Annotated in this window: 14 protein-coding genes and 2 other RNA genes; 10 read left to right on the forward strand and 6 right to left on the reverse strand. The window is 64.3% G+C overall.

What is annotated here, in order from left to right:
• Positions 1 to 390: 390 nt before the first annotated feature.
• From ABQU90_RS00505 to ABQU90_RS00520, 4 genes are all read left to right on the forward strand, one after another.
• Positions 391 to 756: a VOC family protein gene (locus tag ABQU90_RS00505; RefSeq protein ID WP_055850954.1), complete on the forward strand. Its 366-nt coding sequence runs from the start codon at positions 391 to 393 to the stop codon at positions 754 to 756.
• A gap of 141 nt (positions 757 to 897) precedes the next feature.
• A complete protein-coding gene (locus ABQU90_RS00510) occupies positions 898 to 1,845 on the forward strand; it encodes a Nudix family hydrolase (protein WP_311239792.1) in 948 nt (315 codons plus the stop codon).
• Positions 1,833 to 2,378, forward strand: a complete 546-nt coding sequence (locus ABQU90_RS00515; protein ID WP_311239791.1) for a P-loop nucleotide/nucleoside kinase family protein — start codon at positions 1,833 to 1,835, stop codon at positions 2,376 to 2,378. Before ABQU90_RS00510 ends, ABQU90_RS00515 begins: the two co-directional genes overlap by 13 nt.
• Before the next feature lie 65 nt (positions 2,379 to 2,443).
• Positions 2,444 to 2,511: non-coding RNA, sX9 sRNA (locus tag ABQU90_RS00520), on the forward strand.
• Between the two features lie 247 nt (positions 2,512 to 2,758).
• Here the strand turns inward: ABQU90_RS00520 and ABQU90_RS00525 are convergent.
• Complete coding sequence (locus ABQU90_RS00525; protein ID WP_323521659.1) at positions 2,759 to 3,346, reverse strand: hypothetical protein; 588 nt, start codon at positions 3,344 to 3,346, stop codon at positions 2,759 to 2,761.
• Between the two features lie 146 nt (positions 3,347 to 3,492).
• Positions 3,493 to 4,320, reverse strand: coding sequence for a methylenetetrahydrofolate reductase [NAD(P)H] (metF, locus tag ABQU90_RS00530; RefSeq protein WP_055850966.1), 828 nt, complete (start codon positions 4,318 to 4,320; stop codon positions 3,493 to 3,495).
• 553 nt (positions 4,321 to 4,873) lie between these two features.
• Between metF and ABQU90_RS00535 the strand changes: the two genes are divergently transcribed.
• Both ABQU90_RS00535 and ABQU90_RS00540 read left to right on the forward strand, forming a co-directional pair.
• Positions 4,874 to 5,002, forward strand: a complete 129-nt coding sequence (locus ABQU90_RS00535) for a hypothetical protein (protein ID WP_267191093.1) — start codon at positions 4,874 to 4,876, stop codon at positions 5,000 to 5,002.
• A gap of 130 nt (positions 5,003 to 5,132) precedes the next feature.
• On the forward strand, positions 5,133 to 6,110 hold the full coding sequence (locus ABQU90_RS00540; RefSeq protein WP_323521661.1) for an NAD(P)H-quinone oxidoreductase: 978 nt from the start codon (positions 5,133 to 5,135) through the stop codon (positions 6,108 to 6,110).
• 91 nt (positions 6,111 to 6,201) lie between these two features.
• On the opposite strand, the gene ABQU90_RS00545 is transcribed toward ABQU90_RS00540, so the two are convergent.
• Positions 6,202 to 6,600 (reverse strand): VOC family protein, encoded by a 399-nt coding sequence (locus ABQU90_RS00545; RefSeq protein ID WP_323521662.1) that lies wholly within the window; start codon positions 6,598 to 6,600, stop codon positions 6,202 to 6,204.
• A 371-nt stretch (positions 6,601 to 6,971) separates the two neighbouring features.
• Between ABQU90_RS00545 and ABQU90_RS00550 the strand changes: the two genes are divergently transcribed.
• A complete protein-coding gene (locus ABQU90_RS00550) occupies positions 6,972 to 7,907 on the forward strand; it encodes a Gfo/Idh/MocA family protein (RefSeq protein WP_323521664.1) in 936 nt (311 codons plus the stop codon).
• Between the two features lie 144 nt (positions 7,908 to 8,051).
• Here ABQU90_RS00550 and ABQU90_RS00555 read toward each other — a convergent pair whose 3' ends face one another.
• On the reverse strand, positions 8,052 to 9,722 hold the full coding sequence (locus tag ABQU90_RS00555; RefSeq protein WP_323521666.1) for a histidine phosphatase family protein: 1,671 nt from the start codon (positions 9,720 to 9,722) through the stop codon (positions 8,052 to 8,054).
• 638 nt (positions 9,723 to 10,360) lie between these two features.
• Here ABQU90_RS00555 and ABQU90_RS00560 point away from each other — a divergent pair.
• Positions 10,361 to 10,436: non-coding RNA, sX9 sRNA (locus ABQU90_RS00560), on the forward strand.
• A 58-nt stretch (positions 10,437 to 10,494) separates the two neighbouring features.
• Here ABQU90_RS00560 and ABQU90_RS00565 read toward each other — a convergent pair.
• Entirely contained in the window at positions 10,495 to 11,865 is a 1,371-nt protein-coding gene (locus tag ABQU90_RS00565) for an alpha-amylase family protein (RefSeq protein WP_161963089.1), read from the reverse strand.
• Between the two features lie 582 nt (positions 11,866 to 12,447).
• A complete protein-coding gene (locus tag ABQU90_RS00570; protein ID WP_323521667.1) occupies positions 12,448 to 13,086 on the reverse strand; it encodes a hypothetical protein in 639 nt (212 codons plus the stop codon).
• A 172-nt stretch (positions 13,087 to 13,258) separates the two neighbouring features.
• Between ABQU90_RS00570 and ABQU90_RS00575 the strand changes: the two genes are divergently transcribed.
• Together ABQU90_RS00575 and ABQU90_RS00580 are read left to right on the forward strand one after the other, a co-directional pair.
• Positions 13,259 to 13,804, forward strand: coding sequence for a DUF2058 domain-containing protein (locus ABQU90_RS00575; RefSeq protein ID WP_323521668.1), 546 nt, complete (start codon positions 13,259 to 13,261; stop codon positions 13,802 to 13,804).
• 58 nt (positions 13,805 to 13,862) lie between these two features.
• The gene (locus ABQU90_RS00580) at positions 13,863 to 14,420 is read left to right on the forward strand and encodes a DUF3228 family protein (RefSeq protein WP_323521669.1); all 558 of its coding nucleotides are present in this window, start codon (positions 13,863 to 13,865) and stop codon (positions 14,418 to 14,420) included.
• Positions 14,421 to 14,447: the final 27 nt, after the last annotated feature.

Below are 14,447 nucleotides of genomic sequence, written 5' to 3' on the forward strand. Positions count from 1 at the left end.
GCAGGGGATACGTCTTCGCGTTTGATGCTTGCGCCTTCGGCATGCGCCCTCTACCAAGCGAGCTCTGCTGACGACGCGTATTCGTGGGTTTCCTGGAAAGCCGGACACGTGTAGCGGATGCGGATGCGGGTGCACGGCCTGGTTTCCGATCCCCGCGCCTTTGGCGCCTCCTGCCGGGCGTTGCTCGCGGAGAGTCGACGGCATTTTCAAGAAACTAGAGTGTGGAGAGAGAGCACGCTTGGCGAGCGCTCTTCCGATGAGTGCCAGTACGGCGAGGTCCGCTCCACGCGCCCGCATCTCTTGCGGTCATTGTTCCCACCGTAGACATGCTTTTCCGCCTGTGCGACTGCGGGCGTATGCTCAGGCCCACGTCCTGCGTGGAGTGCGGTCATGTCGTTGTCCAGCCAGCAACTGAAGGTGTTCGTGCCTGCGCGCGACTACGCGTTGTCGCAGCGCTTTTATCGCGCACTGGGCTTCGTCCAGGAGGACGAGGTGGGCAACGTGACCTGTTTCCGGCATGGCACCCATTGCGCGTTTTTGCTGCAGGATTTTTATCTGCGTGAGCTGGCCGAGAACCTGATGCTGCACCTGTGGGTGGACGACGCGGATGGCTGGTGGCAGCACGTGCACGACACCGGTCTGGACGAGCAGTTCGGGGTGAGCTGCAGTGCGCCGGAAGACCGGCCATGGGGCGCGCGCGACTTCACCTTGCACGATCCCAGCGGGGTGCTCTGGCGCATCGGGCATCCGTTGTAGGGTCGGGGATTTGTGATTGGAGATTCGGGAGTGGTCGAAGCGTGCGCCAGGTTTGCCTTGGCGTATCTCTAGCCTCGCATTCCCATTCGGCTGCGGTCCGAGTGATTGCGTTGAACCGCTCACTCGCGGCACTCTTATTGCATGCCCGATTCCCTAAGATCCATTCACGTCGTCGCTGGCGTGATCACCGACCCGCGCGGCCGCATCCTGCTGACGCGGCGTACCGAAACCCGCGACATGCCCGGCCTGTGGGAATTCCCCGGCGGCAAGCGCGAGCCCGGCGAAACCTCCGAGCAGGCGCTGGTGCGCGAACTCAATGAAGAACTCGGCATCGAGGCCCAGGTCGGCGAGTGGGTCATGGATGTGCCGCAGCTGTATCCGGACAAGCGCTTGCGCCTGGAAGTGCGCCACATCGCTTCCTGGAAAGGCAGCCCGCGCGGCCGCGAAGGCCAGGCCATGACCTGGGTGGCGGCCGACAAGCTGGCTCGCTATTCGATGCCGCCGGCCGACGTGCCGGTAGTGGGCGTACTGCGTCAGCCCGACCGCTATCTGATCACGCCCGAGCCCGAGGACGACGCGCGCTGGCTGGAAGGTCTGGAAAGCGCGCTGCAGGACGGCGTGACCCGCATCCAGCTGCGTGGGCGGCAGGTTGCGCCTGCGCGTTGGCAGGCGTTGTTGCAGCAGGTGATGCGCCTGCGCGGTCGTGCGCGCGCGCAGTTGCTGCTCAATCGCGATGTCGCACTGGCTGCGGAACTTGGTATCGGCGTGCATCTGGGATCGGAGCAGTTGGCCGGTTTGCAGGAGCGCCCGCTGCCCACAGAACAACTGGTTGCCGCCTCGTGCCATGGACTGGAAGATTTGCGTCATGCGCAGCGGCTGGGCTGCGATTTTGCGGTGCTGGGGCCGGTGCAGATCACCGCATCGCACCCGGGTGCGACACCGCTGGGATGGGACGGATTCGAAACCCTGCGCGAGCAGGTATCGCTGCCGATCTACGCGCTCGGCGGCATGCAGGCGGCCGACCTACGCGAAGCACGCTCGCATGGCGCGCAAGGCATTGCGGCCATTCGCTCGCTGTGGCCGCAGTAAGCGAACGGCTACCGACGCTGGTGGTGTTCGGTGGATTGCCGGGCGTGGGCAAGAGCGCTATTGCACAGGCGTTGCTGACGCAGTGGCCCGCGTTTTATCTGCGCATCGATACGATCGAGCAGGCACTGCGCGAGAGCGGTGAACTCGCCACCGAGGTCGGGGCGGCCGGCTACCTGATCGCTTACGCACTTGCGCAGGCCAATCTACGCCAAGGCCATGTGGTGGTCGCCGACTGCGTGAATCCGTTGCCGGTCACCCGTGCATCCTGGCGCGCGGTGGCGCAGCGCACGCAGAGCCACTTGCTGGAGATCGAAGTGATCTGCAGCGATCGCGCGGTGCACCGGCAGCGCGTTGAATCGCGGCGTAGCGAGATCCCCGGACTGCGTGTGCCGGAGTGGTCTTCCGTCCTGGCGCACGACTATGTGGCATGGACAGAGCCGCATTTGGTGATCGACAGCGCTTTGCTGAGCCCGCAGCAGGCGGTCGCAGAGCTCATGCACCGGCTTGCCGCGCAGCCTTCAGGCGCATCGTGACCCTGGCGCGGCTACCAAAACGACTGTGCAGCCGCCAGGCGCGTGCGGCCGCTGCTCGTTGTGGCCTCTACCCATTCGTACACTCCGGTTCCGCCGCACCCACCTGACAACTGCTCGCTAGGTTGTGTCAGCCGCGCTTAGTCCCTGTGTGCCGGCTGCCTTTAGGTCGGCGGGTTGTTCGGAACAGCGGTGGTCATCGCCGCCATCGCCCAAGGATGCGATATGCAATCTCGCTGCCATCGTGAGGCCGGCTGACAAGACGGAACGAGTCGTCGTCGCGCGGCTCAGGCGGCGTGCTCATAAACCCCGGTGTTGCATGCAGATTCCGGGCATCGGCGGCGACCGCGCTGCGCTGCGTGCAGTCTTTATTGCAAGCGGACTTAAAACGTCACCCAAAAGCAGTTGTACTGCCGCCGCAAGCGCAACACGCTGCGCGCAGGCGTGCCGCTGGCGAGGTTCTGTTCCAGGCGCAGGCCCCATGGCCGCGGGCGTGTGGGCGTGGGCAATGGCGCATCGATCGCGCTGCCATCCAGCGACGGGGCTGTTGCGGCGGTGTCTGCCTCCCAGGTCGGTGTATCGGTCTGCGGATACATCGGTGCGATGTCCAGCAGCGGGCGTTGCACGATGGCTTCCAGCCGGCTCAGTACCTGGTTGGCCGCCGCGTCGGATTGCCCGCTCCACAGGTAAAGGCTGGACAGTCGATTGACGTCGCGGCTGTCCACGGCGCTTTGCAGGAGCGACACCAGCTCGCTCAACCGGCGTGGGCAGCCATAGCGGTGCAGCCCGGTATTGCCCTGTGTGCGCGGGGCCGGCGGCGCACGCATTGCCGCGCCCACGTCTTCGCAACGGCGGTCGGTGAACATGGTTTGCCCGTCCGGCGTGACGCAGCGACGGATCTCCTGTGCCTGTACGCGATTGGCGGCAGGCAGGCAAAGCAGCAGCAACATCACTGGCAGGAGGCGAGACATCCGCGCAGCGTAGCCGGGCGCGCGTGAGCTGGCGAGAAACGCGAAAGAACGCGCGCCTGCACGCGTGACGTAGCTGGCCGCGCCTGCCGGAGTTGAATCGTTTGTACCGGTGAATTGCCGCACATGGGCCGAGCGCGTAGCTGCGCTCAGCGCCCCAGCAGTTGCAGTACCTGCGTGGTGGGCTTGGCCAGGTTGAGCGTGTAGAAGTGCAGCGCCGGTGCGCCGCCGGCGATCAGGCGTTCGCACAAACTGGCCACCACTTCCGCGCCGAAGGCGCGCACCGCATCGGCGTCGTCGCCATACGACTGCATCTTCTTGCCGATCCAGCGCGGGATCTCGGCCCCGCATTGCTCGGAAAAACGCCGCAGCTGCGAAAAATTAGAGATCGGCATGATGCCGGGAACGATCGGCACCTCCACGCCCATACGCTGCACCGCGTCGCGAAAATGGAAGTAGGCATCGGCGTTGTAGAAATACTGGGTGATCGCCGCATCGGCGCCGGCATCGACCTTGGCCTTGAAGTAGCGCAGATCGCTCAACGCATCGACCGCTTGCGGATGGGTTTCCGGATACGCGCCGACTTCGATCCGGAAGGCATCGCCGTGCTCGGCGCGGATAAAGGCGATCAGGTCCGAGGCGTAGCGCAGGTCGCCCGGATGTCCCATGCCCGAGGGCAGGTCGCCGCGCAGCGCGACGATGCGGGTACAGCCGATGGCGCGATACAGCTTGAGCAGTTCGCGAATCTCCTGGCGGTTGCCGCCCACGCAGGACAGATGCGGTGCCGATTCGAAGCCGTGTTTCTGCTTGAGGTGGCGCACCGTCTCGGAGGTGTAGCTGAGCGTGGAGCCGCCGGCGCCGAAGGTGCACGACACATACTCGGGCGCATAACCCTTCAACTTGGTAGCGGTGCGGTCCAGCTGCGCGCGCTGGTCGTCGGTCTTGGGCGGGTAAAATTCGAAACTGAGATGCGTCATCGCGGCGGGTCCGGCGGATCGTGCTTGCATAATATCGCTTCATCGCGATGAATGCATATTTGGTTGCGAGTGTCTCGATTGCCTGGCGGCGATGCCAGCGTGCAGGTGCGCAACGCAGCGGTGGCATGGTCGGGTCTGCTTGCGTGCGCTTGTCGCGCGGCGCGGCGCGCGCGGTAAGCTCGGCTACCCCACGCCACTTGATCGGAGCGCGACATGCAAGAGCAGGAAATGGACGTTATCGCCGAATCGCTGGGCCGCATCTGGGTGGCGTTGGCGCGCAGCGTCGGCGATCTGGCGCTCGCCTTGGCCTAGAGCGTGTTATTTACTTTGAGGTGAGTGCGAAGCGTCCTGTGGCGCGTCGAGACAAGGCGCGCAACGCGGTATCGGCGCGCCACAGGGCGCTTCCCGGAGGGTTGGCCGTCAGCGGCACGGAGCGGGCGCCGCGCGGCTTGCCTTGGCGCCAGCCAAGCCGGCGCCACGCAGCACCCGCTCCGCACCGCTGACAGCCAACGCATCTCATCTCAAAGTGCATAACACGCTCTAACAGCCCGGTGTGGATGGCAGCAAGTTGCTGAGCGACTTTGCCGCGCGTCTGCCGTCGGGCCAGGACGACGGCACGTCCAAGGTGTTCGAAGCGATCCGCCAATACATCGACCAGGGCGTCGCTCCCGACCAGGAGTGAGCATCGCCACGCGCGTCCGCTGCACGCAGGCGCGCGTGATGCAGGCCTGGTGTGCAGCGGCGTCGCACGCTCTACGCCACGTATTTACATCTGCCTGCCTACACTGGGCGCCCTTTAACGGAGCGCCTTCATGTCCGACACCACGATGACCGCCATCGCCATCCGCGATGGCAAGGGCGACGCCGACGCGCTGTATGCCACCGAGCAGGCGCGCCCGCGTCCGGCGCCGGGGCAGGTGCTGGTCCGCGTGCATGCGGCGGGCATCAATCGCCCCGATCTGCTGCAGCGTGCCGGGCACTATCCGCCGCCGCCGGGCGCGCCGGAAACGCTGGGTCTGGAAGTGGCCGGCGAGATCGTCGAGCCTGCCGGTCGCTGGAAGGTGGGCGACCGTGTCTGTGCGCTGCTGGGCGGCGGTGGCTATGCCCAATATGTGGCGGTCGATGCGCGGCATGTGCTGCCGATTCCTGCCGGCATGGATCTGGTGCAGGCGGCCGCGTTGCCGGAAACCATCTTCACTGCCTATACCAACCTGTTCGAGCATGGCCGCTTGGCGGCCGGCGAATGGCTGTTGCTGCATGGTGCGACTTCAGGGATTGGCGTCACCGCCATCCAGATGGCCAAGGCCGCCGGTGCGCACGTGTTGGCCACTGCGCGCTCGGCCGGCAAGGCGGCGCAGGCGCGCGAGCTGGGCGCCGATGTGGCAATCGATTCCACCAGTGAGTCGTTTGTGGCCGTGGCCAAGGCGCATGGCGGTGTGGACGTGGCGCTCGACATGGTGGGCGCTGCGGTCTTTGCCGATACGCTGGAAGCGCTCAACCCGCGCGGGCGCATCGTCTACATCGCTTCGCAGGCCGGTTCGACCATCGAGGTGCCGATTCCGCAGCTGATGCGCAAGCAGGCCATCCTCACCGGCTCGACCCTGCGTCCGCGCAATGCCGACGAAAAGGCGCGCCTTGCCGCTGAGGTCGAGCGTGTGGTGTGGCCGTGGATCGAACAAGGCAAGATCCGCGTGCTGATCGACAAGCGCTTCCCGCTCGGTGAGGCGGCCGCGGCGCATCGCTATCTGGAGCAGGGCAGCCATCTGGGCAAGGTGGTGCTGGAGATGTAGTCCGCACTCGGTCGTCGCTGCGAGTTGCGCAGACAACGGACGACCGAAACGCAGCAGCATGACGATGCGAGCCGATACCGCTGGCAGGCGCTTATGCGCTGCGATCGACCACCGCTTCGATGTGGTGGCCATCGGGGTCGATGGCGAACGCGGCGTAATACGTATCGCCGTAGTCGGGTCGCAAACCAGGCACGCCGTTGCTGCGACCGCCGTGCTCAAGTGCGGCCAGATAAAAGGCGTCCACCGCAGCGACGGTGCTGGCTGCGAATGCAAGATGGAATCCGCTGCCCGCCGAGCAGTGCGTTGCCTGTTGCTGTTTCAACGCCAGGCAATCCTCGCCGCCGGGGCGGCCATAGCCGACCGCCTGATCGAACGTGCCGGGTTCCAGGTCCGACCACACCCGCACATAGCCCAGTGCGCCGAGCACGGCGTCGTAAAACGCGGCTGAGGTTTCGATGTTGCCAACGCCAATGGATACGTGATGCAGCATCGATGCAGTCCTGGGATGAGTGGCGCGCGTGTGCCGGCTGGCGATCCTGGTGTATGCGGATGCCTTGGGTCAATCGCCTGCAGTGATTGCAGCCCGTCAAGGCGCTTGCAGAAATCGACGCAGTGGCCTGCATCGCATCTGTCAGCCAGGCGCCGCGCCGCGGAATGCCGACGGAGCCGCTGCATGGCGCCCATGCAGGTATAGCAAAACAAGCAGGAGCGATGTCTCGCAGCGGGCCATGGCCTGACCTTACACTGCGCCGTCGCACACGTGTGGCCGGAGGTCGCACCACAGGTTGCGTCGGCCCGATGCCGTCGCAGCAGGCAGTGCAAAGCAACCAGCACGACTCCCCTATCAGCACGAAGGTTTCGATGAAGCATCCAGACGCATTGCGCATTGCCCTTGTCGGGATCGGCAAGATCGCCCGCGACCAGCACGTGCCGACCATCGCCGCGCGCCCGGACGTGCAGTTGGTGGCCACGGTGAGCCGGCATGGCACGGTCGATGGCGTCCCGGCGTATCACACCCTGGATGAAGCGTTTGCCGCGCATCCGGAGCTTGAAGCCATCGCCTTATGCACGCCACCGGTCGGGCGGCATGCTCTGGCGCAGGCGGCGTTGAGCGCTGGCCGGCATGTCTTTTTGGAAAAGCCGCCGGCCGCCACGCTTGCCGAGATCGACGACCTGCGCAAGGTGGCGCAGCACGCGCAGCGCAGCCTGTTCACCAGTTGGCATTCGCGTTGCGCGGCTGGCGTGGAGCCTGCACGCGCGTGGTTGGCCGATAAGCAGATCGTGCGTGCGCACATCACCTGGAAGGAAGACATCCGCCACTGGCATCCCGGGCAGGACTGGATCCTCGAACCCGGCGGTATGGGCGTGTTCGATCCCGGCATCAATGCGTTGTCCATCGTCACCCACCTGTTGCCGCGCAGCTTCGCATTGCGCGAGGCCGAGCTGCACACACCGCAAAACCGACAGGCGCCGCTGTACGCCAGGCTTGCGTTTGTCGATACCGCCGGCGTACCGGTGACGGCGGAGTTCGACTTCCTGCAGACCGGCCACCAGCGCTGGGATATCGAAGTGGAAACCACCCAGGGCGTGCTGATGCTCAGCGAAGGCGGTGCCAAACTGCACCTCGACGGGCAGGCGCAGACCGTGCCCGCGTCCAGCGAATACGACGGTCTGTATCGACGGTTTGTGCAGTTGGTGCGTGCCGGCGAATCGGAGGTGGATGTCGCTCCGTTCGTGCATGTGGCCGATGCGTTTTTGCTTGGGGCACGCACGGTCACCGCGCCGTTTGCCTGGTAAGTCGGTCGCGCTTTCACGGTGACCTTGCTGAAGAACAACACCGACCACTGGTCGGTGTTGTTTCGCCTTGATCGCGCATTTGCACGATGACTGCAATGCCATCGCGCCACATGCGCAGTGGCAGCGCCGCTGCGCATGTGCCGATCAACGGCTTTCCAGTGCCACGTCGTCTTGCTCGACGTTTTCGGCATTGCGGACATCCGCCACCGAGAGGGGAGTACTCGCCGGCCTGCGCAGCGCTGGGGTGATCTGCGCGCGGAAGCGCCTGACCACCCACGTCTCATCGAGCAACGCAAACGCGAAGAAACCCAGCAAGGTGCCGGCGACCAGTGTGGGCGCATGCGTAAACGTGCCAGGCAACAAGAGACTGAGCCACAGGAAGATATTGGGCGAGGTCTGCAGCAGGTGAATGTCTGCCGCAATGCCGGCGTCGATCCGCTTGCCGGTCACGCGCTGGTGCGCGCTTAAGTACAAGGCGCTGCCCACGCGGCACGCCAGCAATAGTGTAAACGGCAGCAGCAATGCGCCCCAGGCGTGCCAACCGCCATCCATCAATGCGTGTACGAGTGCGGTTCCTTCGGTGCGTAGCCCGACCAGCAAGGCCATCGGCACCATCGTCAATGCGCCCACCCAGCCCCAGTTTGTCGCGAGCTTGCCGGCTGCGATCGGCCGCGCGCGCCGCCATCCCTGTGCGGCCAGCGAGGGCAGTGCCAAGGCAAGCAGCAGCACCACGAAGAACCGCTCCAGCGCATGTGCGTTGCCCAGCAGCTCACGGTGATCCACAACCAATACCAGCAAGAGCAGCGGCAGCAGCACCGACAACACCAGCGTGTAGCGCGCTGCAAAAAAGTAATCGCCGCCGCGCGCCAGCGAGAAGGTCGGCACCGATAACGCCGGCGGCACGATCAACAGCAAACCAATCACATGGATCCATTCGTTCTGGAACTGTGTGAGCAACAGCATGGCGCAGAGCGCGCGTGCCACGCTGATCACGCACAGCGCAATGTTTTCCGGCCCTTGCGTCAGCCGCAAGGCGCCGGCCTCGATGCGTACCGACAGGAAGAACGCATTGACTGCCAGCAAGACGACGATGGCTGTGGTGCTGGCAATATGCGGCACATGGACGCCTGCGCACGACAGCGCGAAGCCGCCTAGCGCGGCGAGCAACATCCATTGCAGGAGATGGATTTCGGTTTGCTCGCCCAGATAGTTCATGCGCGAGGAGCTGCGCGCAGTCATCTGCTTGAGCTCGTCCCACGACAGCGGCCGGGAATTGGGCAGCCGGAAATCGATATAGTCGGCAGGTGGCAGGCCGGAGGCGATCAGCGCAAACACCTCGACGATGTATTTGTGTGCCACCACCAGCACCTGCTTGCCTTGCCGGTCCAATGGCGCAAGCACGGTGTCGTAGTAATGCTTGCAGCGGGCATACATGTCCATCCAGTGTTCGCCATCGGGCGGCGCGCCGTCGGCATCGTGGAAGCAGGCGTCGTAGAGGCGGTGGCCGATCGACTTCTTGATCAGCGTTTTGTTCTTGCCGGCGAAGATGCCGAAATCGCGTTCCACCAATGCAGCGCTGGAGATCACCTGCGGTGTCCCGGTGACGCCTTCCAGGATGATGGCCGCGGTTGCCTGCGCGCGTTCGAGCGTGGACACGTGGACCTGATCGAAGTGCAGCCCGCGTTGACGAACGTCGTCGGCTGCCTGGCGCGCCTGACGACGGCCCAGCGGGGTGAGTGGCGAGTTCTGCGCGCCTGCAAAATAGTTCTGTTCGTTTGCGAGCGACTCGCCATGACGGACGAAGTACAAAGGCATGGGCTGGGCTCCGGTAATGCACCACTGATCGGTGAGTCCGGTAGCGTTGCAACACGAGTTGCCGACGCGGCGCCTGCACAGCTGCCAGGCGACCGCTGATGGATGCGGCATAGGCCGCGTATCCGTCGGTGCCTCGCGCCGTCAGTCCATGTGACGGTTGCTTGCGACGTTGTGTCGATCATTGCTCATGCGGCAAGGCCATCGGCTCGCGGTCAACCGGTTGCACGCCATGTGGGCAGGTGGGGCAGCATGCATCCGATTGCCAGTAGGTCCGGCGAGCCGAGCGTTTCGTTGCGACGCGAACACTGTTTTTATCGATCGATTCATCTGCTGACCAAGAATGTGTCGATCGCACCTGTTTGCATAGTGTGCGCGTGTCATTGAGTGCGACGGCATGCGCGCAGTGTCGTTGCGCGATACGAAGCGATCCTGTTGCCCGCAGACGCACAACGCCTGTGTACGCGAAATGCGGCACAGGCGTTGGCTGATGCGGTCAACAGCTTGACGATCACGCAGTTGTCTTCTCGGTAGCCTGCTTGCGAGATCTGGTTACTGCCAGGTGTGCAGGTGCGATTTAGAACAGCCAACAGAACGGCTGTGCTCACCGCCAGGCGGGCGCGGACGTTGTTCGGTGCGGCATGTACCACGCGTACATGCCGGTTCCTCCGCGCCGTCCACACCCACCTGACAATTGCTCGCTACGTGCTGTCAGCCGCTCTTCCATCACCTGCACATGCAGGCGACGCCGGTGGGCACATGGCTGCGGTCGGGATCAGCGCCGCCACATCCGTGTGCCACGCGCCGGCAGGGTAAACGTGTAGGAGCCGCTGGTAATGCGCACCACGTTGCCCGAGCCCAGTGCGTCCACGTAGTCTGCATTCCAGTACAACACGCTGTTGTTCATGCCGACGGTGGTGGTGACCGGATTGCCGCATTTGTTGATGCCGACGATGCCCAGGCTGCCGCGACGGAACAGGATGTGGCAGGAACTGGACGACAACACCTGCATGTCGGTGCCCTGCACACCATTGTGGAAGCCGATCATGCGGCGCAGGTCGTCGCGCTGGTAGGCGTTGACCCAACGGTTGTCGCCGCTCTCGTTGTTGTCGGTGTAGACCATCGGCATGCCGCCATTTCGGCCGATCAGATACGCATAGGCCAGGGTTTCGTCGACCGGGTCGAGAATGGCGTAACGGAAGCCGGCGTTGTTGGGGATGTCGTGAGTAATGGCGAAAGTCACTGCGCGATTGCCCGGCAATGCCTGCCCGCCGCTCGCTGGGTCCACCAGCTGCTGCATGCTGGCACCGACCGCAAACGCATTGCGCACTGCGTTGAACAACGGAAAGTCGTAGGCCGCATGCGGCGTGGATTGCAGATATGGCGCCAGAAACTGATCGTAATCGCCATTGCCGGTGCCGCCGCCGGTGATCACTTCGCCGAACACATAGACACCGGAGCGGATGCCGGCATCGAATACGCGGTTCAGATGATCGAAGGTCATGTGCTTGGCCGCATCCACGCGGAAGCCGGTCACGCCCAGGCCCTTGAGTGCCTGCAGATAGGCGCGCTGCTGTTGCACCACCCAGTCGTTACCGACCAGATCCGGCAAGCCCGGGTCGCTGCCGCCGCCGCAGATGCGGTAATTGCGCACCTGGAAGGCGTCGTTGTAGTTGGTGATGCACTGCGCCGGGCCAAAGTCGCTGGCGCTCAGAAAGTTCGACTGCAAGGTGCCGAACAGGCGCAGCGAGTCGTAACGTCCCGGGTTGGCTGCGTATTGCGACAACACCGCGCTGCCGGGGTAGTTGAGGTCCGAGCGCGTCGCCGCTTCGTTGGCCATGTGGTTGAGCACCACGTCGGCATAGGTTTCAACGCCATTGTTGGCCAGCGCCTGCACCATGCGTGAGAACGCAGCGGTGTCGCCCAGCGGGCCGTCGATCACGCGCAGATCCTGCGGCTGATAACGCGCCCACCATGCACTGCCTTGCGAACGATAGGCGGGGGCCACCAGCACCTTGCGATAGCCGGCATCGGCGATCTCTTTGGCGCGTGCTTCCACGGTGGCGTAGGGCCAGTTGAAGGCATGCAGGATGACATCGGCCTGCACATTGGCGGTGGTCAGCAGCAAGACCAGCGCTGTCAGCAGCAGGCGGCCGCAACGCTGCATGAGCGAGGGTGGAGCGTGAGCTAGCGTGTTGCGCATCGGATGGTTCTCCAGTCGGTAAGAGCGAGCACGCGCGCAGTCTGCGATGCCCACATCAAGGCCTCCGGCCCCTGTTCCGGAAAGCGCGCGCACGGCGTGCAGCGCGCGGTGATGCTAAGCGCGCATCGCGCCGCAACATCGGTGCTGTGCATACGTATTCAATGCCGCCAACCGCGAAACTGCGTGTGGAGTTCGGTGGCAACAGGGCGGTCGGTCGCACAAATGCGCGCGATCCCCTCCTGCTGGAACACTGGGCATCGGGCCAGTGTGTTTTCAGCGGCTAACGCGTTTGGTCTGGTGTGCGCCGCTATCGACGACGGCCACTGCAGGCGTGACGCGCAGCAGGCAATGCGCTGTCTGTGCGTGTGCTGCTGGACGACGTGAGTGCGCTCGACGTTGCAACACGGTGGGCGCTGCCTTGAGCGAGCGATACGGCAAAACGGGGCGGCAAGACATCGCGGGCAGCATGCGTTGCCGCGTAGTGCAGCCGGTGCAGCGTAGGCCGCACCGGCTGGCTAGGCGTGCTTAACGATAGACGTGGCGGAGCTCATCGCGCGTATGCAATTCCTGCAGCTTGGCCAGCGGTAGCTCGATGTGTTCGTCGGTGTAATAAGTCGGTTGCTTCGCAGTGCTGCCGCCCGCATCGCGCTCGGCACCTTTCCACTTGTTGAAGCCCTTTTGCGGCAGTGCCAAGGTGATGGTTTCGCCACTGACGCTTTGCACCCGCACCACACCGTAGGCGTGTCCATCGTAGGCGCCAGGCGCCACCGTCTGCAGGTCCACGGTGTACAAGTCGCCTGCCGCAGGCTGCGCCAGCAGTGCGTTGTCCTGCTTCGATGTCTGCGAGGCGCTGTAGGCGCCAAACACCACCAGGACCGCAATCAGCCCGAGCAGGACCAGCCCGCCAAACCGGCGATAGGCAGGAATCGGTGGCTTGCCCTTAGCCGCTTCAAAGGTTTTGGTGTCCAGCACAGTGCTGTGGTTGCAGCCGTCGCACACACGCAGGTACTGCTTCTTGGTGACCCAGCTGAAGATGTACCAGAGGTGCGCGTAGCGGTAATGCAGGACATTGCGAAAACTGCGCTGTTGCGCGCATTGGTCGCAATGCGCGCCGTCGGCGGCTCCGAGTGCGATGGCGTCGCCGCCCGATCCCCAGATGATCATCATTCGTCCTTGAACTATATGGTAGTGATGCATGATAAACGCTGCTCGGCTGGTTGCGCACCTGCCCGGCTGCCTAGCGGCGACGGGTGGCACACGCTGGCCCGGACCGACGACGCAGGTGCCTGGCGCCGACCGCGTTAAACTAGCGGCTAGTCCACTGCCGATGTCGCCCATGCGTAATCCACTGCAAGAACAGCTGCTCAAGGCTGGCCTGGTCAAAAAAGCCCAGGTGGACAAGGTTGCGCGTGAGCAGGTCAAGCAACGGCACGCCAAGGGCGGGGCGGTCACGCCTGCCGATACCGACAAGGTGGATGCGGCGCGGTTGCAGGCCGAGCGTGCCGAGCGCGATCGTGCGCTGGCAGAAGAACGCAATGCGCAGCTGCGCAAGCAGGAAGTGCTGGCGCAGGTGCGCCAGATCGTGGAGACCAGCAAGGTCAAGCGCGAAGGCGAGATCGACTACCGCTTCAACGATGGCAGCGTCATCCGCAGCGTGCTGGTCAATCCGGCGTTGCGCAGCCAATTGGCCAGTGGCGCATTGGTGATCGTGCGACATGGCGAGGGTGTCGAGCTGATTCCGCGCGTGGCTGCCGACAAGGTCTACAGCCGCGATCCAGGCACTGTGGTGCTGGATCACGCGCGCAACCCCGCGCCGCCATCGGGCGATAGCGACGATGATTACTACAGCCAGTTCAAGGTGCCTGACGATCTGATCTGGTAAGTGGTCGCGCGCAGTACTGCGCGTTACCCTGGCGTTCTTTGCCGCCGACCTCGTTGCCATGTCGATCGTTCTCACGCCGTTTGCCCGCCCCCGTTTGTTTCCGCGCGATGGCCGTCGCAATGCGATCCAGGACTGTACCGCCGAGCAGTTCATCCAGCATCTCAACGACACGCCACCACTGCGCGTGATCGAAGGTTACGCGGCGTTCTGCCAGCTGCATGTGCACCGCAACTGGACCAGCACCCGTTGCCTGACGGTACCGATCAGCGCAGAAAACCGTCACCTGCTGCGCTCCGGTTACGAAGCGCGCAACACGCAGGAATTGCCGGTGTTGGTGCGCTGGTTCGAAGGCGTCGAGCCGCCGATCGCGCAGTACATGCTGCCGATCCTGTACAGCCGCGATCAGCTGGCCAAGGAAGGCGCACCCATCGATGCGGACTGGGGCGTGGTCGGTTGTCTTTACACCGCTGAGCCGGACGAAATCCCGATGACGCCGATCACCATGTTGCGCAATGCGCTAGGCGTGGAAGAGGGCGGCTCGGGCGTGCCGCTGGACCGCGACGCGTATCGGCGCAGCGTGGCATTTTGGGAGGCTAACGCGAACTGGCGGCCGTGAGAACTTTGTGTGCAACTGCGCAGCGCA

Origin of the sequence: Xanthomonas sp. WHRI 10207, from assembly GCF_040202975.1 — a bacterium.
Lineage (GTDB): Bacteria > Pseudomonadota > Gammaproteobacteria > Xanthomonadales > Xanthomonadaceae > Xanthomonas.